This is a genomic window from Rahnella sp. RcJ3 (genome assembly GCF_009498575.1).
In the GTDB taxonomy this organism is placed as follows: Bacteria; Pseudomonadota; Gammaproteobacteria; order Enterobacterales; family Enterobacteriaceae; genus Rahnella; species Rahnella aceris.
Genome location: NZ_QSNX01000007.1, coordinates 92,557 through 109,335, shown reverse-complemented (window position 1 = coordinate 109,335; position 16,779 = coordinate 92,557). Strand labels below are relative to the sequence as shown.

The window sequence follows — 16,779 nt, the reverse complement described above, 5'->3', positions numbered from 1 at the left end:
TATGCGCCCTTATCTTTATTTTATTGCTCAAGGACGCATCTGATGGCCACCCCAAGACAACCTATGACCGTAGCCCGCCGTTTACTTCGCAACAGCCTGATCTTACTGGTTATCGGCATTGTTGCCACTATCCACGGTTTAGTGGTCGGCAGCCCTGAAACTCCGCCAGGAGAAATGGCACCGCAACTGATGCTCGGCATCTGGTTTATCTTTATCGGCTGCGTGATGGCGCTGATCAGCTGGTTAGTTATCCGTAACAAAAAGAAAAAAGGCGAACTCTGATCTTTCGCTCCATACCGCATCAGCGCTCATCAGGGCGCTTTTTTATGTCTGGTGTGCCGGAAACCTGCGTTGCATCAACATCTGCTGCTCAGTTTTCACGCAATTTATGCTTTCAGTCGTCTTACAGCTAATAAAAATCCTAATCAACGTTGGCCAGGAAAAATAACATGACCAGAACGGTATACCTTAACGGGGAGTTTGTTGCCGAGCATGACGCGAAGGTGTCGGTATTTGATCGCGGTTTCTTATTTGCTGATGCCGTCTATGAAGTCAGCGCCGTACTGAATGGCCGTCTGCTCGACAACGCGGCACATCTGGCGCGGCTTGCACGTTCCTGTCAGGCGCTGAATCTGCGTCTGCCTTGCGCGCTCAGCGATATTGAGACCCTGCAAAAGCGTCTGATTGCTGAAAACCATCTGGTGGAAGGGGCGGTATATCTGCAAATCAGCCGCGGCAACAGCGGTGACCGTGATTTTGATTTCCCCGGCGAAAGCGTAACGCCAACTTTTCTGATGTTTACCCAGGCGCGGCCGTTGATAGATCACCCCAAATCGAAAAGCGGTATTCGCATGGTCTCCGTTGAGGATATCCGCTGGCAGCGTCGTGACATCAAAACCGTGGGTCTGCTGGCTCCGTGTCTGGCGAAAGAGTATGCCCATCAGCATAATGCCGATGACGCCTTACTGATCGAAAACGGCCTGATCACCGAAGCCAGTTCCAGCAATGCCTGGATCGTAGATGCTGATGGCACGCTGATCACCCGCCCGCTGAGCACGCACATTCTGCATGGCATCACCCGTCAGGCGCTGCTGGAACTGGCGAAGCAGTACGGTATCCGTTTCGAGGAACGTCCGTTCACGCTCGATGAAGCACATAACGCCCGCGAGATCTTTATCAGCTCGGCAACGACCTTTATCTGGCCGGTGATCGCGCTGGACGGTAAGCCGGTCGGGGACGGAAAACCAGGTGCCATCGCCGCAAAATTGCGGGCGATTTATGTGCAAATGGCGGTGGAAGCGACGAGCCGGTAATTAACGTCAACGGAAGACGGCTCCTCCCCCTGCGAAGGAGGAGGATGGGAGGGAGTATGACGGTTGTCGCTGTGTACAGACGCGAACGTTTTTAACCTGGAAATAATCCCTCATCGCTTATTTATTTTAATGATAAAAATGACGCCATCATTTATTGAAAATGATTTACCGGTTGATTGCGCCGTTTCTCTCTTGTGACTAATTTTTTGAAGGCAGGGGCAATGGAATAATGCCCACCTTCGGAATTCATCACAGGAGAGGCATTTTGAAATCAATCATTAAATTCAGCGTCGCGATGTTTATTGTCGTGATGACAATGACCGCGTGTTCCACACATCAGTACGACCTGACGTTAGATAATCAAATTACCGAATTCGAAATTAAAGCTGACCGGCAATTTGTGACCTGGACTGCGCAGGCAATGGCTGACAATACGCAACCCGCCGTGCCGGTGGTTGCCTGCCAGGCTGCGCCCGTGGCGGCAGGACAAACACTTTCACTGATTTCTCCCCTTTCTGAACCCGACAGTCAGTTCTTCAATTCCGCGGAAACCGATCTGGCGTTGATTGAATCCCGCACCAAAGCCTTAAATAACAATCCTGCGATTGATCAGCAGATATTCGGCCTGAGAAATATCTTCTATCAGATCAAATATAAAAAGCAGCATTGTTCGCAACAGGATTCTCCGGCGTATATCGCTATTCAGCGTAAACAGGTTTCCGTGATTATGCAGTCAATGCTGACGTATGAGCGGGTATTAAAAAATGGCTCAGGCACATCGCAAAAATAATAAAGGTGAACAGGATGAGTGATATTTTTGATTTAAGAGACCGCGCAATCAATGCGGCAAAAGCTTCACTGGGCGCAAACTGGAATACGGTGGCAAGCAGTGCCGTCCCGCAGATTGAAGCCTTACTTCAGCTGACATGGGAGATTGAAAAGGGCAAAGGCAGTTTCCGTTCGGGGGAGTATGAATCTTTGCTGGCGACTCAAAAATCCACTTTCGTGGCAGTGCTGACCACCTATGAAGCGATCAGCGCAGAGATAGCCTGGCAGGCGCTGAATGCGGTCTTTGACGTGATTTTGAGCGGCGTGCGCAACGTCCTGTAAAAACGATCTTGCGGCGGGCGAGTCTAAAATTATCTTTATCGATAACTATTTTCATTTAGACTGACGGACTTGCCCGCCTCCGGGTCGTTTCTATGAGGATGTCTGATGCTCCGCCGTTTCTTCTCTTATTACGCGCCCTATAAAAAACTGTTCTTCCTCGACTTCGGGTGCGCCATTCTGGCCGGATTGCTGGAACTGGGCTTTCCGATGGCGATCAAAACCTTCATCGATAAGTTGCTGCCCGCACACGACTGGGTGCTGATTATCGGCGCGACGGTCGGTCTGTTGCTGATTTATCTGTTCAATACTGCGCTGATGGCGATCGTCAACTACTGGGGACACGCGCTGGGCGTCGGGATTGAAACCGACATGCGTCGCGAAGCGTTCAGCCATCTGCAGAAACTGTCATTCCGTTATTACGACAATACCAAAACCGGTCACATCATTACCCATGTCACCAAGGATCTGGAGGAAGTGGGCGAAGTGGCACACCACGGGCCGGAGGATGTATTTATCGCGGTGATGACCTTTATCGGCGCGTTCATTCTGATGGCGACGGTGCATGTCAAGCTGGCGCTGATGACCATCATTATTGTGCCTGCGATGACCTGGATGGTCAGCCGCTACGGTGCGCAGATGACTGAAACCTGGCGGCGCCTGTTCGGCCAGGTGGGTAATTTCAACGCACGTATAGAAGAAAGCATCGGCGGCATTCGTGTGGTGAAAGCCTTCGCTAACGAAGCGCATGAGCAAAAACTGTTTGCTTCTGACAACGATAATTACCGCACGACGAAACTGAAAGCCTATCAGATCATGACTGCCAGCCTGACGCTGAGCTATCTGAGTACGCGTCTGGTTCAGTTGATCGTGATGGTCGCCGGAACCTGGTACGTGATTAATGGTCAGCTGACTTACGGCGGATTCGTGGGGTTCCTGCTGCTGGTGGAAGTGTTTTTCCGTCCGGTGGCAAAAATCAGTTCGGTACTGGAAAGCTATCCGAAAGGGATTGCTGGTTTCAAACGCTTCACGCAGCTTATTGATACCGCGCCGGATATCACGGACCGGCCGGGCGCTCAGGTGGTCAGCCATCTGCGCGGCGATATTCATTATGACAACGTGGTGTTCGGCTATACGTCAGTCAGCAAGATTCTCAATGGCATCACGCTTTCTATTAATGCCGGAGAAACACTGGCATTCGTCGGGCCTTCCGGTGCGGGAAAAACCACCTTGTGTTCGCTGCTGCCCCGTTTTTATGAGCTGGACAGCGGCAGTATCACCATCGATGGTATTGATATCCGCGACATGACGCAGACCTCGTTGCGTCATAACATCGGCATCGTGCAGCAGGATGTGTTCCTGTTTGGCGGGACGATCCGCGAGAACATTGCGTACGGTAAGCTCGGTGCCAGCGAAGCAGAAATCCGCCTGGCTGCCAGCCGCGCACGCCTTGATGACGTCATTGACGCGCTGCCGCTGGGCATGGACACGGTGATTGGCGAGCGGGGCGTGAAGCTTTCCGGCGGGCAGAAGCAACGCCTGTCGATTGCGCGGATTTTCCTGAAAAACCCGCCAATCCTGATCCTCGACGAAGCCACGTCTGCACTGGATACTGCCACCGAGCAGGCTATCCAGCAGTCGCTGGCGGAGCTTTCTGAGGGCCGGACCACGCTGGTGATTGCCCATCGTCTGGCGACGATTCAGAACGCTGACCGTATTATCGTGGTCGATAAAGAAGGCATTGTTGAGCAGGGTACGCATGAATCACTGCTGGCTCATCAGGGGCGTTATGCACAACTCCACGCCGCACAGTTCCGTTAATTTTTGTACCCTCTCCTGCAAAGGAGAGGGTTGGAACGGCGAAATAATCGCCACTCAAAAGTAAAGTCTCCCTAAAAATTTCCCTATCCTTCTCAAGTCTGCCCTCTCTTTTAATATTTTCTTTTTAGTAAAAGCCCGTTTTGAATAAAAATGATGCGATTCGGGCAGGTAAAAATATTCACTTTCGTTCAATTCAATCACGCAGGTCATTATTATTTCCTTTAATTTGACTTTATTTTGCTCAATATCTTTAGCGAAAATCCTAATTCGAAAAAAATTGCGTAGTACAAAAATCTTATGGCTGCTTTTTCTATTAATGTGATAATGAACTTACCCTTGTGATAATTACCCTGCTATGCACCATTTAAATGCAACGCGTCTAAATTCCTCCTTAATTCATTAACGATTGTTAACAGATAAAAACCTTTTGATAAAGGTGATCTCGGTTGCAATAACTTTACAATGCGAGACCTGTTTTGCACCAAAAAAATGCACCGCACCGTTATGGTGCAAAACGTTATGCTAAAAGCGCATATAATCAGGGGGTTAGCGGCTTATAACAGAAATATTATGTTACAACTCTTTACGCAAAAAAGACTTAATGAGGCGAACTTTTCCATTTTAACTTTTCGTGCTCAGTGTTAAGGTTCGAATCGTTTTACAGACAGACGTATTTCAAAACATGTACAAATACTCACAGCCCGATATTCCAGATATATAAAAGAAAGCGGGCATGAGAACTCCTTTATAAAAAATCAAGGAAACTTAAATAATGATGAAGCGCAGTGTGTTGGCCTTAGCGGTCTCTTTAATTGCAGTGGGATCTACCGCAAACGCGAGTGAAATCTATAATAAAGACGGTAACAAACTGGACCTGTATGGTCGTGTAACCGCTAAGCATTATTTCTCCGATGATAAAAGTTCTGACGGCGACATGACTTATGCGCGTCTGGGCTTTAAAGGCGAAACTCAAATTAACGACACACTGACCGGTTATGGCCAGTGGGAATATAACATTCAGGCTAACCACGCAGAATCTCAGGGCGACCTGGGCAATAAAACCCGTCTGGGCTTTGCGGGTCTGAAAGTGAAAGATTTCGGTTCTATCGATTTCGGTCGTAACTACGGTGTGGTTTACGACGCACTGGGCTTCACCGATATGCTGCCTGAGTTTGGTGGTGATACTGCTAACAATGACAACTTCATGGTGGGTCGTTCAAGTGGTCTGGCAACTTACCGTAACCAGGACTTCTTCGGTCTGGTTACCGGCCTGAACATCGCCCTGCAATACCAGGGTAAAAACGAAAACGACGGTCGTTCAGCGTCTAAAGGCAACGGCGACGGTTACGGCGCATCCATCGATTATGAAGATATCGCAGGTTCCGGCATCGGTGCAGTTATTGCGGGTTCTTCTTCTGACCGTACTAACGCACAAACCAACGCCACAATCGGTGCTGGCGACAAAGCTTCTGCATGGGCAACTGGCCTGAAATATGACGCTCACCAGATTTATCTGGCAGCGATGTACAACGAAACCCGTAACCAGGCGCCAGTCACCGTGGGCTCCACGAGCGGCTACGCTAACAAAACTCAGGGTTATGAGTTAGTTGCGCAGTATCAGTTCGAAAACGGTCTGCGTCCTTCAATCGGTTACGTGCAGTCTAAAGCGAAAGATGTTGAAGGTGTGGGTGATGCGGACCTGGTTAAATACTTCGAAATCGGTGCAACTTACTACTTCAACAAAAACATGTACACCTATGTTGACTACATGATCAACCAGATCGATGACAACAACAAACTGGGCGTAAGCTCTGACGACATCGTTGCTGTAGCACTGACTTACCGCTTCTAAGTTAGTGAACTAAATTATTACCCCATTCTGTGTCTGAAAAAGGTAATCGCAAAGGCAGAGTTCATTGGCTCTGCCTTTTTTTATACCTGTGATTTCGTGTAATGCCTCCCAGGCCGCCCCCGTTTCTCTTCTCAAATAACCACAATAAATTCATATATCTAACTCTATAGCCTAAGGTTATACCCCAGACCCAAACAAGTATTCGTCAGCCGGTTTCTCCCGTGGAATATTCTCTGCAGTCTGATTAAAACCCCATTCAAAAAAATAGACCCCGGAGAAACTGACATGCAGCAAATTCCAAAGCCGTATCTTTTATTTCTTGGTGATGTGATGGATCCGCTGGCGGCGAAAACAGCGCGCGGTATTCACGTCTGGCGTCCTGAAGCTTGTGTCGGACAAATTCGTCTGGCAACGGATTCTGTGTCCTTAGGGTTGCCGGATCTGGATATCGCCACGGCGAAAGCGCAGGGCGCGAAAACCATGGTGCTGGGCACCGCAAATTCAGGCGGTAAATTACCGGCACACTGGATTGATTCGATCAAAGCGGCCATCAGTGCCGGTCTGAATGTGGCGAACGGTCTGCATCAGGGGCTGAACGACATCCCTGAGCTGGTTGCGCTGGCCGCTGAAAATAATGTGCAACTGTTCGATGTGCGCCACATGCAACCGGCGCTGGATACCGGCACCGGCATGAAACGTAGCGGCAAACGCATTCTGACTGTCGGCACAGATTGCTCGGTCGGCAAAATGTACACCTCGCTGGCGCTTGAAGCGGCCATGCGTGAGCTGGATTTGAACGCTGATTTCCGCGCTACCGGTCAGACCGGCGTACTGGTGGCCGGTGCCGGTATTGCCATTGATGCGGTGATTGCCGACTTCATTTCTGGTGCTGTCGAAGCGCTTTCCCCGGCGAACGATGACGATCACTGGGACATCATTGAAGGTCAGGGCTCGCTGTATCATCCGTCTTTTGCCGGTGTCAGCATGGGATTGATTCATGGCGCGCAGGCACATTTATTAGTGATGTGTCACGAGCTTGGTCGTCCGCACATGCGCCATCTGCCACATCAGTTTATGCCCACGCTGCGCCAGTGTCTCGATACCAATCTGGCGGCAGCCAGCCTGACCAGTCCTGGCGTAAGACTCGCCGGTTTCTCGCTTAACACCTCCTCCGTCAGTGAAGAAGAAGCCAAAATCGCGCTGGCGGAAATCAGCGAAGAATTCGGCGTCCCGGCCACCGATCCGGTGCGTTTCGGTATCAAAAATATCGCGCAATGGATCAAGGAAAACGCCTGATGATCCAGATGACTTTCCAGTCCGTCGAACTGCCGCTGGCAAAACCATTTGCGATTTCCCGTGGTATCCGCACCGCCGTCACGGTGGTACGTGTTTACCTGACGGACGGTGAATTTACCGCCGTCGGGGAGTGCACACCGACGGCACATTATCAGGAATCCCCGCACAGCGTTGGCGAGCAACTGGAACTTATCCGTCCGCAGGTGGAACAGGGACTGAGCCGCGAGGCGCTGCAACAGGCGTTGCCGGTTGGCTCAGCGCGCAATGCCCTCGATTGTGCAATGTGGCGTCTCGATGCGGCAAAACAGGGCAAAGACCTGTGGCAACTGCTTGATATGCCTAAGCCTGTTTCGGTGATTACCGCCGAAACCCTGAGTCTGGATTCGCTGGAAAATATGGCCAATGCCGCCGCCGTGGCAGTTGCCGGTGGCGCGAAGTTGCTGAAAATCAAACTCGACCGCGAGCAGATTATCGAGAAAGTGGCCGCCATCCGCGCCACGGCACCGCAGGCTACGCTGGTGGTGGACGCTAACGAATCCTGGCTGGGTTTGGATCTCGACAGCCTGTTTCAGGCGCTGCATGAATTCAACGTGGCGATGATCGAACAACCCCTTCCTGCCGGTAATGACAAAGATCTGGTGCGTTGTTTGCATCCTGTTCCTGTCTGCGCCGACGAAAGCTGTCATGAGCGTGCGGATATTGCAGGGCTGCGCGACCGTTACGAGATGATCAATATCAAGCTCGACAAATGTGGTGGCCTGACAGAAGCGCTGGCCATGACCGATGTGGCTCGGCAGTTCAATCTGCGCATTATGGTCGGTTGCATGCTGGGCTCATCCATTGCGATGGAGGCGGCGCTGCCGGTAGCGGTGCAGGCGGAACGTGTCGATCTTGATGGCCCGATCTGGCTGGCGCAGGACGCTGAACCGGCATTGCGCTATGAAAACGGTGAAGTCTGGCTTTAACAGTTCAACTTATAAAGGAGGCGTTTATTGATGACAGTGCCCATTTTGCAGATTAACGATTTGTCGGTGACATTTTCCGGCCGGCAAGGCAAAACGCAGGCGCTGAAAGGCGTTTCCTTCTCTATTAATAAAGGTGAAGTGGTGGCGGTGGTGGGCGAAAGCGGATCCGGTAAGTCCGTCACTTCACTGAGTGTCATGGGTTTGCTGCCGGATTCGGCGCACGTCGATGCGGGAAGTATCGAGTTTTTTGGCCGTAACGGCAAACGTCATACCCTGACGTCGCTGTCGGCAGAATCGCGCCGCAAACTGCGCGGGCAGGAAATGTCGATGATTTTTCAGGAGCCGATGACCTCGCTCAATCCGGTGCTGCGTGTAGGCGATCAGCTTACCGAAGGGCTGCTGGATCACGGCATGGCGAATAAAGCCACGGCGCTGAACAAAGCCCGCGAGCTGCTGAAACAGGTTCGTATTCCTGACGTTGAACGTATCCTTAAATGTTACCCGCATGAACTTTCCGGTGGCATGCGTCAGCGCGTGATGATTGCGCAGGCGCTGGCCTGCGATCCGGCGCTGCTGATTGCCGACGAACCCACGACGGCGCTGGATGTCACGGTACAGGCGCGTATCCTGCAAATTCTGCGCGACCTGCAACAGGGCACCGATATGTCGGTTCTGTTTATCACCCATGACATGGGCGTGGTGGCGGAAATTGCCGATCGCGTGGTGGTGATGTATCAGGGCCAGGTGGTGGAGCAGGGCAGTGTGACGGAAATTTTCGCCAACGCACAGCATCCTTATACCCGCGCCTTGCTGGCCGCCGTACCGAAACTGGGCGACATGCAGGGGCTGAAATGGCCGCGCCGCTTCCCGCTGTTAAGAGATAAAACCGGCCAAAATATTTCGCCAGAAAAGCAATCGGTTGCAGGTGATCATCCTCACATTTCAGCGGGTGATGGCGATCAGAAAACCGCCAACTACGATGCGCCGCCGTTGCTCGATGTGCGCGGGTTGCGTGTCTGTTACCCGATCCGCTCCGGCGTGTTGTCACGCGTGACCAAAGAAGTTCACGCCGTGGAACAAATCGACTTCTCTATCTGGCCGGGCGAAACGCTGGCACTGGTAGGCGAGAGCGGTTGCGGCAAATCCACTACCGGTCGCGCGATTTTGCGGCTGGTGGGCAGCGAATCCGAAAGCATTCACCTCGAAGGTAAAGAAATTACCCTGATGCGCGACACCCCGTTTCAGGCGGTGCGCCGTCAGATCCAGATGGTGTTTCAGGATCCCTACGCCTCGCTCAATCCGCGTCTGACCGTCGGGTTTTCCATTGCCGAACCTTTATTACTGCATGGCCTGAAAAAGTCTCTGGCTGATGCCACGCCGGTGGTCAATCAGCTGCTGAAAAGTGTCGGACTTGAACCTTTCCATGCGCGGCGCTATCCGCACGAATTCTCCGGCGGGCAACGTCAGCGTATTGCCATCGCGCGCGCCATGGCATTGCAGCCACAGGTGATTATTGCCGATGAGGCCGTGTCGGCGCTGGATGTATCGATTCAGGCGCAGGTGGTCAATCTGATGATGGATCTTCAGCGTGATACCGGCGTTGCCTGGCTGTTTATTTCGCATGACATGGCGGTGGTGGAGCGGATCGCCAACCGGGTGGCGGTGATGTACAGCGGACAGATTGTCGAGATTGGCCCGCGTGATGCCGTGTTTAGTAATCCTAAACACCCATATACCCAACGCCTGCTCAGTTCGGTACCGGTGGCGGATCCGACGCAACGTGTTTTACGCAATTTTGATGATGTGGAAGTGAAATCGCCGGTGCATCCGGCGGGTGTACAGATAGAAAAACTCAAATATTCCCGCGTCAGTGAACATCACTGGGTTGCACAGGGATAACTCAACATTCTTTTTTGGGACACACAGGAGAACACCATGCATTCGACCTTAGTGCGTAAAAGCCTGCTTGCCGCCGGACTGGCGCTTTGTTTTGCGGCGTCGGCTCAGGCCAAAGATCTGCGTATTTCCATGTATGCCGACGTGACCGGTTTTGACCCGCACGACACCACAGATACGCTGAGCTATTCCATTCAGAGCGGTATTTTTGAACGCCTGTTCCAGTTCGACAGCAAAATGGCCGTTGTGCCGGTGCTGGCGACGGATTACACCAGTAACAGCGATGCGACCGAATTCACCGTTAATCTTCGCCACGATGTGACTTTCCAGGACGGCACGCCGTTCAATGCTGATGCGGTAAAAGCCAACCTGGATCGGCTGGCCAATCCGGCCAATCATCTGAAACGTAACTCGCTGTTCAGCATGATCAAATCCGTTGATGTGGTCAGTCCGTATCAGGTAAAAATCACCCTCAACAAACCGTTTGGCGCGATGATCAACACCCTGGCGCACCCGTCGGCGGTGATGCACAGCCCGGCTTCGTTAAAGCAATACCCGAACGAACAGGATCTGAGTGTGCATCCGGTCGGTACCGGTCCGTTTAAGTTTGTGGAATGGCAGCAGGGTAAAGACGTCAAACTGGTGAAATACGACAACTACTGGCAGAAAGGCTGGCCGAAAGTAGATTCCGTCACGCTTTACCCGACGCCGGAAGATTCCACGCAGGTGGCGAAACTGAAGTCCGGCGGCGTGGACGCGGTGTATCCGTTGCCGTCCGATCTGGTGGATACCGTGAAGAGCGATCCGAAGCTGGATATTGCGCAGGATCCGGGCATCTATCTGTATTACATCGCCTTCAATACGCAGAAAAAAGAGTTCTCTGACGTGCGTGTCCGTCAGGCGATTAACTACGCTATCGACCGTAATCTGTGGCTGAAAGTCGGTTTCGCCGGTCTGGGTTCGCCGTCCACCTCGCCGCTGCCGAAAAACGTTCAGTTCTATCAGAAACAAACCACGCCGGATTACAGCTATAACATCGCTAAAGCCAAAGCGCTGATGAAAGAAGCCGGTTACGAGAAGGGCTTCGACGTTGAAATGTGGAGCTCGAACAAAACCGACCGTATCCGCAGTGCGCAGTTCCTGAAACAACAACTTTCACTGATCGGCGTGCGCGTGAAACTGGTGCCGATGGATTCCGGTTCGCTTAACCAGCGTCTGTGGAGCACACCGAAACCGGCGGATGCCAAAGTGGAAATGTACTACGGCGCATGGTCGGCCTCTACCGGCGATGCAGACTGGGCGTTGCGTCCGCTGTTTGCCACCGAATCCTGGATCCCTTCTGCCTATAACGTCTCTTATTACAGCAACAAGCAGGTTGATGCGGCGATCACCGCCGGTCTGCAAACGGCTGATGTGGAAAAACGTAAAGCCGCCTATGCCGATGCGCAAAAACTGCTGTGGGCAGATGCGCCGGTGGCTTATCTCGGCGTGCCGGACAACCTGGTCGGTAAGAGCAAAGACCTTTCCGGCGTCTACATGCTGGCCGACGGCTCACTGATTTTTAATCAGGCACAGTTTAAGTAATTTTTTTTGCTCCTCCCCCTGCGAAGGGGGAGGCTGGGAGGGGGTTTAGCAGGCAACTTCAGATTCAGAGTTGCCATTAATACCCCACCCCAACCCTCCCCTTCGCAGGGGAGGGAGTTTACGGAATTCAGGGAATCACTTTTATGCTGACCTATTTTATCCGCCGGATACTGGAAATGATCCCCGTTTTACTGGTGGTGTCATTACTGGTTTTCGGCTTTATCAAGCTGCTGCCGGGTGACCCTGCGCGTATTTACGCCGGTCAGGATGCGCCGGTTGAGGCGGTTGAGTCAGCACGGCAACTGCTTGGTCTGAATGATCCGCTGCCTGCGCAATACTGGCACTGGCTGGACGGCATGATTCACGGCGATCTGGGCACCACTTACCGCACGCGTCAGCCGGTGTTAAGTGTGATTGAAAGCGGGTTTATGCCGACATTGCTGCTGGCGCTGGCGGGCTTTGCCTGGTCAGTGGTGCTGGGGCTGGTGATTGGCGTGGTGTCTGCGCTCAAACGTGGAAAATGGCAGGACTGGACGCTGATGAGCATGGCGGTCGGCGGCATTTCCATGCCGCCATTCTGGCTCGGATTGTTGCTTATCCAGTTTGTCGCCATGCCGTTCGGGATATTTGCCGTCAGCGGATTTAATCAGCCCGCTGACATTATCTTACCGGCAATCACCCTGGGTTCCTCGGTGGCGGCAGTCATGGCGCGTTTCACCCGCTCAGCATTTCTCGACGTGGCGCAGGAAGATTATGTGCGCACCGCCAACGCCAAAGGATTACGCGCGCGTCTGGTGACGTGGAAACACATCATGCGTAATGCGCTGATCCCGATTATCACCATGCTTGGCCTGCAATTTGGCTTCCTGCTCGGTGGCTCGATCATTGTCGAAAGCGTGTTCAGCTGGCCGGGGCTGGGCTGGTTACTGATCGAATCCATCAAAACGCAGGATCAGCCGGTGATTCAGGCACTGGTCATGCTGTTCGTGTTTGAATTTATTCTGATAAACCTGCTGGTTGATCTGCTGTACGCGGTGGTCAATCCTGCTATCCGTCTGCGTTAGGAGCTGCTCATGACCGATCCTGTCTCTCCTCCGGGAGATATCCAACCGGCTGCGGTAGCCTCGCAAAACGATGATATCCGCTCGCCGTGGTACGACTTTTTTCACACCTTTATTCGTCATCCGATGGCGCTGGTCTCCGGCGGATTTATCCTGCTGCTGGTGCTTGTTGCGGTGTTCGCGCCGTGGCTGGCACCTTTTGACCCGATGACACCAGACTGGATGGCACTCGGTGTCGGTCCGACGCCAGAACACTGGTTCGGCACCGACGACTTGGGAAGAGATGTCCTCAGCCGCATCATTTATGGTGCGCGTATCTCCCTTTATGTCGGTATTTTTTCGGTCACGCTCGGCATGATTGCCGGTGTGTTACTCGGGCTGCTGGCCGGATATTACGGCCGCTGGCTGGATATGCTGATCATGCGCGGCTCCGACGTTTTATTCGCTTTTCCGGGCATGTTGCTGGCCATTGCAGTCGTGGCTATTCTCGGTCCGGGGCTGAACAACGTGATCATCGCGGTCGCGGTATTCAGCGTGCCGGTGTTTGCCCGCATCGTGCGCGCTGCTACGTTATCGATTAAACAAAGCGCCTATGTCGAAGCCGTTCGCTGCGTCGGCGCGCCGGACAGGGTGGTGATTTTGCGTCATATCCTGCCGGGCACGCTCTCAAACGTCATCGTCTATTTCACCATGCGTATTGGCACCAGTATCCTGACCGCAGCCAGCCTGAGTTTTATCGGTCTGGGGCCGGAACCGGATGTGCCGGAGTGGGGCAATATTCTGGCGATGAGCCGTAATATGATGATGGCGGGCAAATGGAACGTCAGCGTGTTCCCGGGGCTGGCGATATTCCTCACGGTTCTGGCATTTAATCTGCTCGGCGACGCGCTGCGTGACACGCTGGATCCTAAACTGAAAAAGTAATAGTCACCGAACAGCTGAAACGGAAAACTGATGCATCCGCAACAACATGAAGATGAATTTCAGCAGCAGGCGTTGTCCGCCTTGCTGCAACGCTGGCGCAGGTCGCGCCAGATTTTCCGCCCGCGCTTCCCGTGCGGTGCCACCAATTCACTGACTGATGTGACCGGCGTGACTGTCGGACACAGCACGCTGGCCGCCGGAGATGTGCAGACCGGCGTCACCGCCATCGTGCCGCCGGGCGACGATCTGTATGAAAAGCCGTTGCCCTGTGGCGTGGCGGTGTTAAACGGTTTCGGCAAACCGATGGGGCTGATTCAGGTGATGGAGTTGGGCGAGCTGCAAACGCCGGTACTGCTCAGCAATACCTTCGCCACCGGCACGTTATTTAATGCGCTGGTGAAACGCAGCTGTCAGCAATTTCCGCAGATTGGCCGTCCTGATGCCACCATCAATCCGGTTATCCTCGAGTGCAATGATTTCTATCTTAATGATATTCAGGCGATGGCGGTGAGTGAAGACGACGCGCTGACCGCACTCGACAGCGCGACAAAAACCTTCGCCCGTGGCAGCGTGGGTGCCGGACGTGGCATGAGCAGCTTTGGCTTAAAAGGCGGCATCGGCACCGCCTCGCGCTGGTGCGAAACGCTAAACGCGACATTAGGCGTACTGGTGCTGGCGAACTTTGGCAAACTCTCTGACCTGACGCTTGACGGCGTGCGTGCCGGCGAAGCCATCGCCCAAATCCTGCCGCAACTGGCGCCGCAGGTGGACGCCGGTTCGGTGATTATTGTGATGGCCTGCGATTGCTATCTCGACAGCCGTCAGCTCGGACGTATCGCCAAACGCGCCGGTGCCGGGTTAGGGCGTCTGGGCAGTTACTGGGGGCATGGCTCAGGGGATATCGCGCTGGCATTTTCGACGCAACGTGACGGTGTCACATTACCGGATGCCGAACTTGAGCCTTTACTGGCACTGGCGGCAGACGCCACAGAACACGCTATTATTGATGCCTTACTGAGTGCTGAAACCGTTTGCGGATTCGACGGACATTACCGGCTGGGGTTGTCTGAAGTCCTGGACGCTCTGGCAAACCAAAAAGGGAACGACTGATGAAAGTGTTTATCTCTGCGGACATTGAAGGTATTGCGGGTGTCATGCGTCCTGAGCAGTGCAGCCCGGGGAATTCAGATTACGAGGCCGCCCGTGCACTGATGGAAGGCGAAGTTAACGCCGCCATCGACGGCGCTTTTGCCGGTGGCGCGATGGAAGTGACGGTGGCTGACAGCCACGCGATGATGCAAAACCTGCGCGCCGATAAAATCGACCCGCGAGCCAGGCTGGTACAGGGTAAACCGCGTGGTTTATCGATGGTCGAAGGGCTGCAACAACAGCAATACGACGGCCTGATGTTTGTCGGCTATCACACTGCCGCAGGCGAAAACGGTGTACTGGCGCACACCATCAATGGCCGCGCTTTTTACCGCGTTAAACTCAACGGTAACGTGGTCGGCGAAAGCGACTTATACGCCGCTGCCGGTGCGGAACTCAACGTGCCGTTATGGCTGGTGACCGGCGACGATCACCTCGAAACCTGGATCCGCCGTTATTACCCGGAATCGCAATATGTCTGCGTCAAACGGGCGATTTCTGCCAATGCGGCCGAATCCGACAGCCCGTCGATTGCCTGTGCCAAAATCCGTAAACAGGCGACCATTGCCGTCAGCAAACCTGCGCCGCTCACTGCCGGAAGATTCAGCGCGCCATACCATCTCGAACTGATGACTGCGAAACCGGTCCTGGCAGATTTATTTTGTCTGATCCCCGGCGTTGAACGTCTCGATGCCGTCACCGTCGGTTATCACAGCCCGACCGTTGCTAATATTATCAGCCTGTTAAGTGCTTTCTCGTACTTAGCCATCACGCAGAAATAGGGCAGCAATGCGCTTACGCCACATCGAAGTGTTTCAGGCCGTGTTACAGGCGGGCAGCGTCAGCGGCGCGGCGCGCCTGCTGAACGTGTCGCAGCCGAATGTCAGCCGCGTGCTGAATCACGCTGAGCAGCAACTGGGTTTCACGCTGTTTGACCGTACACCGCAGGGGCTGATTGTGACGCCGGAAGGGCGGCGGTTAATGCCGGAAGTCGAAGCGTTATTCAGCCATATTCAGGCCATCGGTGAGCTGGCGGAACAGTTACGTCAGGGCGAAGGCCAGCATGTGCGCATTGGTTCGGCACACGCCCTCGGACACAGCGTGATGGCGCCGGTGCTGGTGGATTTCCGCCGTCAGACCCCCGGCGGCAGCGTCGAACTGGTGACCGGACATTTCAACACGCTGAGTCAGGACTTGCTGCAATACAAAATGGATTTCGCGCTGGCATTTGGCGAGCAGGCCACGCAGGAACTGGTTGCTGAGTCGATCTATCAGGCCAATATGGTCGCGCTCCTGCCCAAAGATTCCCCGGTGGAAGGGCCGGTAACGCTGGCGTGGCTGTGCGAAAACGATCTGCTGATGTTGCAGCAGCAGGATCCGCTGGGGCAGGTGCTCAACCGCGTCCTGCGCGAAAACGGTCTGATGCCGCACTCGGCGTTGTTCATCAAAACCTACTCGGTGATCGCCGACATGGTGCTGGCAGGCGGCGGTGTCGGCGTGGTCGATACGTTTACCGCCCGGCGGTATGTTGATCAACTGAAGATCGTGGCGGTAGTGGAACCCCTGCCATTTGAGGTGATTTTGCTGAGCCGCCGGGATCAACCGGCGTCGCAGGCGGCGCTCAGGCTCAGACAACTGATTAAGCGGAAAGTGGGGGAGTTGAAAGGAGTGCCTTTCGATCCCGTTTAGTTTTTAATTTCAAATTCAAATTCAAATTCAAGGTCAAGGTCAAGGTCAAGGTCAAGGTCGTGGGCGTCGGCCCACACCGACTTGGGGGACGGCTTATCGCCGCCGCCCCCCAAGACCCCCCC

Annotated in this window: 15 protein-coding genes; all 15 read left to right on the top strand. The window is 53.7% G+C overall.

Features of this window, described 5'->3' with window-relative positions:
- Positions 1 to 42 precede the first annotated feature (42 nt).
- The gene (locus DXU84_RS11145; protein WP_013575745.1) at positions 43 to 282 is read left to right on the top strand and encodes a hypothetical protein; all 240 of its coding nucleotides are present in this window, start codon (positions 43 to 45) and stop codon (positions 280 to 282) included.
- A 167-nt stretch (positions 283 to 449) separates the two neighbouring features.
- A complete protein-coding gene (locus DXU84_RS11140; RefSeq protein WP_015690028.1) occupies positions 450 to 1,313 on the top strand; it encodes a D-amino-acid transaminase in 864 nt (287 codons plus the stop codon).
- 265 nt (positions 1,314 to 1,578) lie between these two features.
- Complete coding sequence (locus DXU84_RS11135; protein ID WP_015690027.1) at positions 1,579 to 2,103, top strand: hypothetical protein; 525 nt, start codon at positions 1,579 to 1,581, stop codon at positions 2,101 to 2,103.
- A gap of 14 nt (positions 2,104 to 2,117) precedes the next feature.
- Entirely contained in the window at positions 2,118 to 2,423 is a 306-nt protein-coding gene (locus DXU84_RS11130; protein WP_013575742.1) for a hypothetical protein, read from the top strand.
- 105 nt (positions 2,424 to 2,528) lie between these two features.
- Positions 2,529 to 4,241 carry an ABC transporter ATP-binding protein gene (locus DXU84_RS11125; RefSeq protein WP_153375733.1) on the top strand — a complete coding sequence of 571 codons (1,713 nt, stop codon included), beginning with the start codon at positions 2,529 to 2,531 and terminating at the stop codon, positions 4,239 to 4,241.
- A gap of 772 nt (positions 4,242 to 5,013) precedes the next feature.
- Positions 5,014 to 6,093, top strand: a complete 1,080-nt coding sequence (locus DXU84_RS11120) for a porin (RefSeq protein ID WP_013575739.1) — start codon at positions 5,014 to 5,016, stop codon at positions 6,091 to 6,093.
- A gap of 285 nt (positions 6,094 to 6,378) precedes the next feature.
- Positions 6,379 to 7,389, top strand: a complete 1,011-nt coding sequence (gene dgcN / locus DXU84_RS11115) for an N-acetyltransferase DgcN (protein ID WP_037034403.1) — start codon at positions 6,379 to 6,381, stop codon at positions 7,387 to 7,389.
- Positions 7,389 to 8,354 (top strand): N-acetyl-D-Glu racemase DgcA, encoded by a 966-nt coding sequence (gene dgcA, locus DXU84_RS11110; protein ID WP_015690023.1) that lies wholly within the window; start codon positions 7,389 to 7,391, stop codon positions 8,352 to 8,354. Before dgcN ends, dgcA begins: the two co-directional genes overlap by 1 nt.
- Before the next feature lie 30 nt (positions 8,355 to 8,384).
- Positions 8,385 to 10,253 carry an ABC transporter ATP-binding protein gene (locus DXU84_RS11105; protein WP_015690022.1) on the top strand — a complete coding sequence of 623 codons (1,869 nt, stop codon included), beginning with the start codon at positions 8,385 to 8,387 and terminating at the stop codon, positions 10,251 to 10,253.
- Positions 10,254 to 10,289: 36 nt separating this feature from the next.
- Complete coding sequence (locus DXU84_RS11100) at positions 10,290 to 11,834, top strand: glutathione ABC transporter substrate-binding protein (protein WP_013575735.1); 1,545 nt, start codon at positions 10,290 to 10,292, stop codon at positions 11,832 to 11,834.
- 143 nt (positions 11,835 to 11,977) lie between these two features.
- Positions 11,978 to 12,898, top strand: a complete 921-nt coding sequence (locus DXU84_RS11095; RefSeq protein WP_013575734.1) for an ABC transporter permease subunit — start codon at positions 11,978 to 11,980, stop codon at positions 12,896 to 12,898.
- Positions 12,899 to 12,907: 9 nt separating this feature from the next.
- Complete coding sequence (locus tag DXU84_RS11090) at positions 12,908 to 13,819, top strand: ABC transporter permease subunit (protein WP_153375731.1); 912 nt, start codon at positions 12,908 to 12,910, stop codon at positions 13,817 to 13,819.
- Positions 13,820 to 13,849: 30 nt separating this feature from the next.
- Positions 13,850 to 14,929 (top strand): P1 family peptidase, encoded by a 1,080-nt coding sequence (locus DXU84_RS11085; RefSeq protein ID WP_015690019.1) that lies wholly within the window; start codon positions 13,850 to 13,852, stop codon positions 14,927 to 14,929.
- The gene (locus tag DXU84_RS11080) at positions 14,929 to 15,750 is read left to right on the top strand and encodes a M55 family metallopeptidase (protein WP_013575731.1); all 822 of its coding nucleotides are present in this window, start codon (positions 14,929 to 14,931) and stop codon (positions 15,748 to 15,750) included. Before DXU84_RS11085 ends, DXU84_RS11080 begins: the two co-directional genes overlap by 1 nt.
- Positions 15,751 to 15,757: 7 nt before the next feature.
- Positions 15,758 to 16,657, top strand: a complete 900-nt coding sequence (locus DXU84_RS11075; protein WP_013575730.1) for a LysR family transcriptional regulator — start codon at positions 15,758 to 15,760, stop codon at positions 16,655 to 16,657.
- The last annotated feature ends 122 nt before the right edge of the window (positions 16,658 to 16,779 follow it).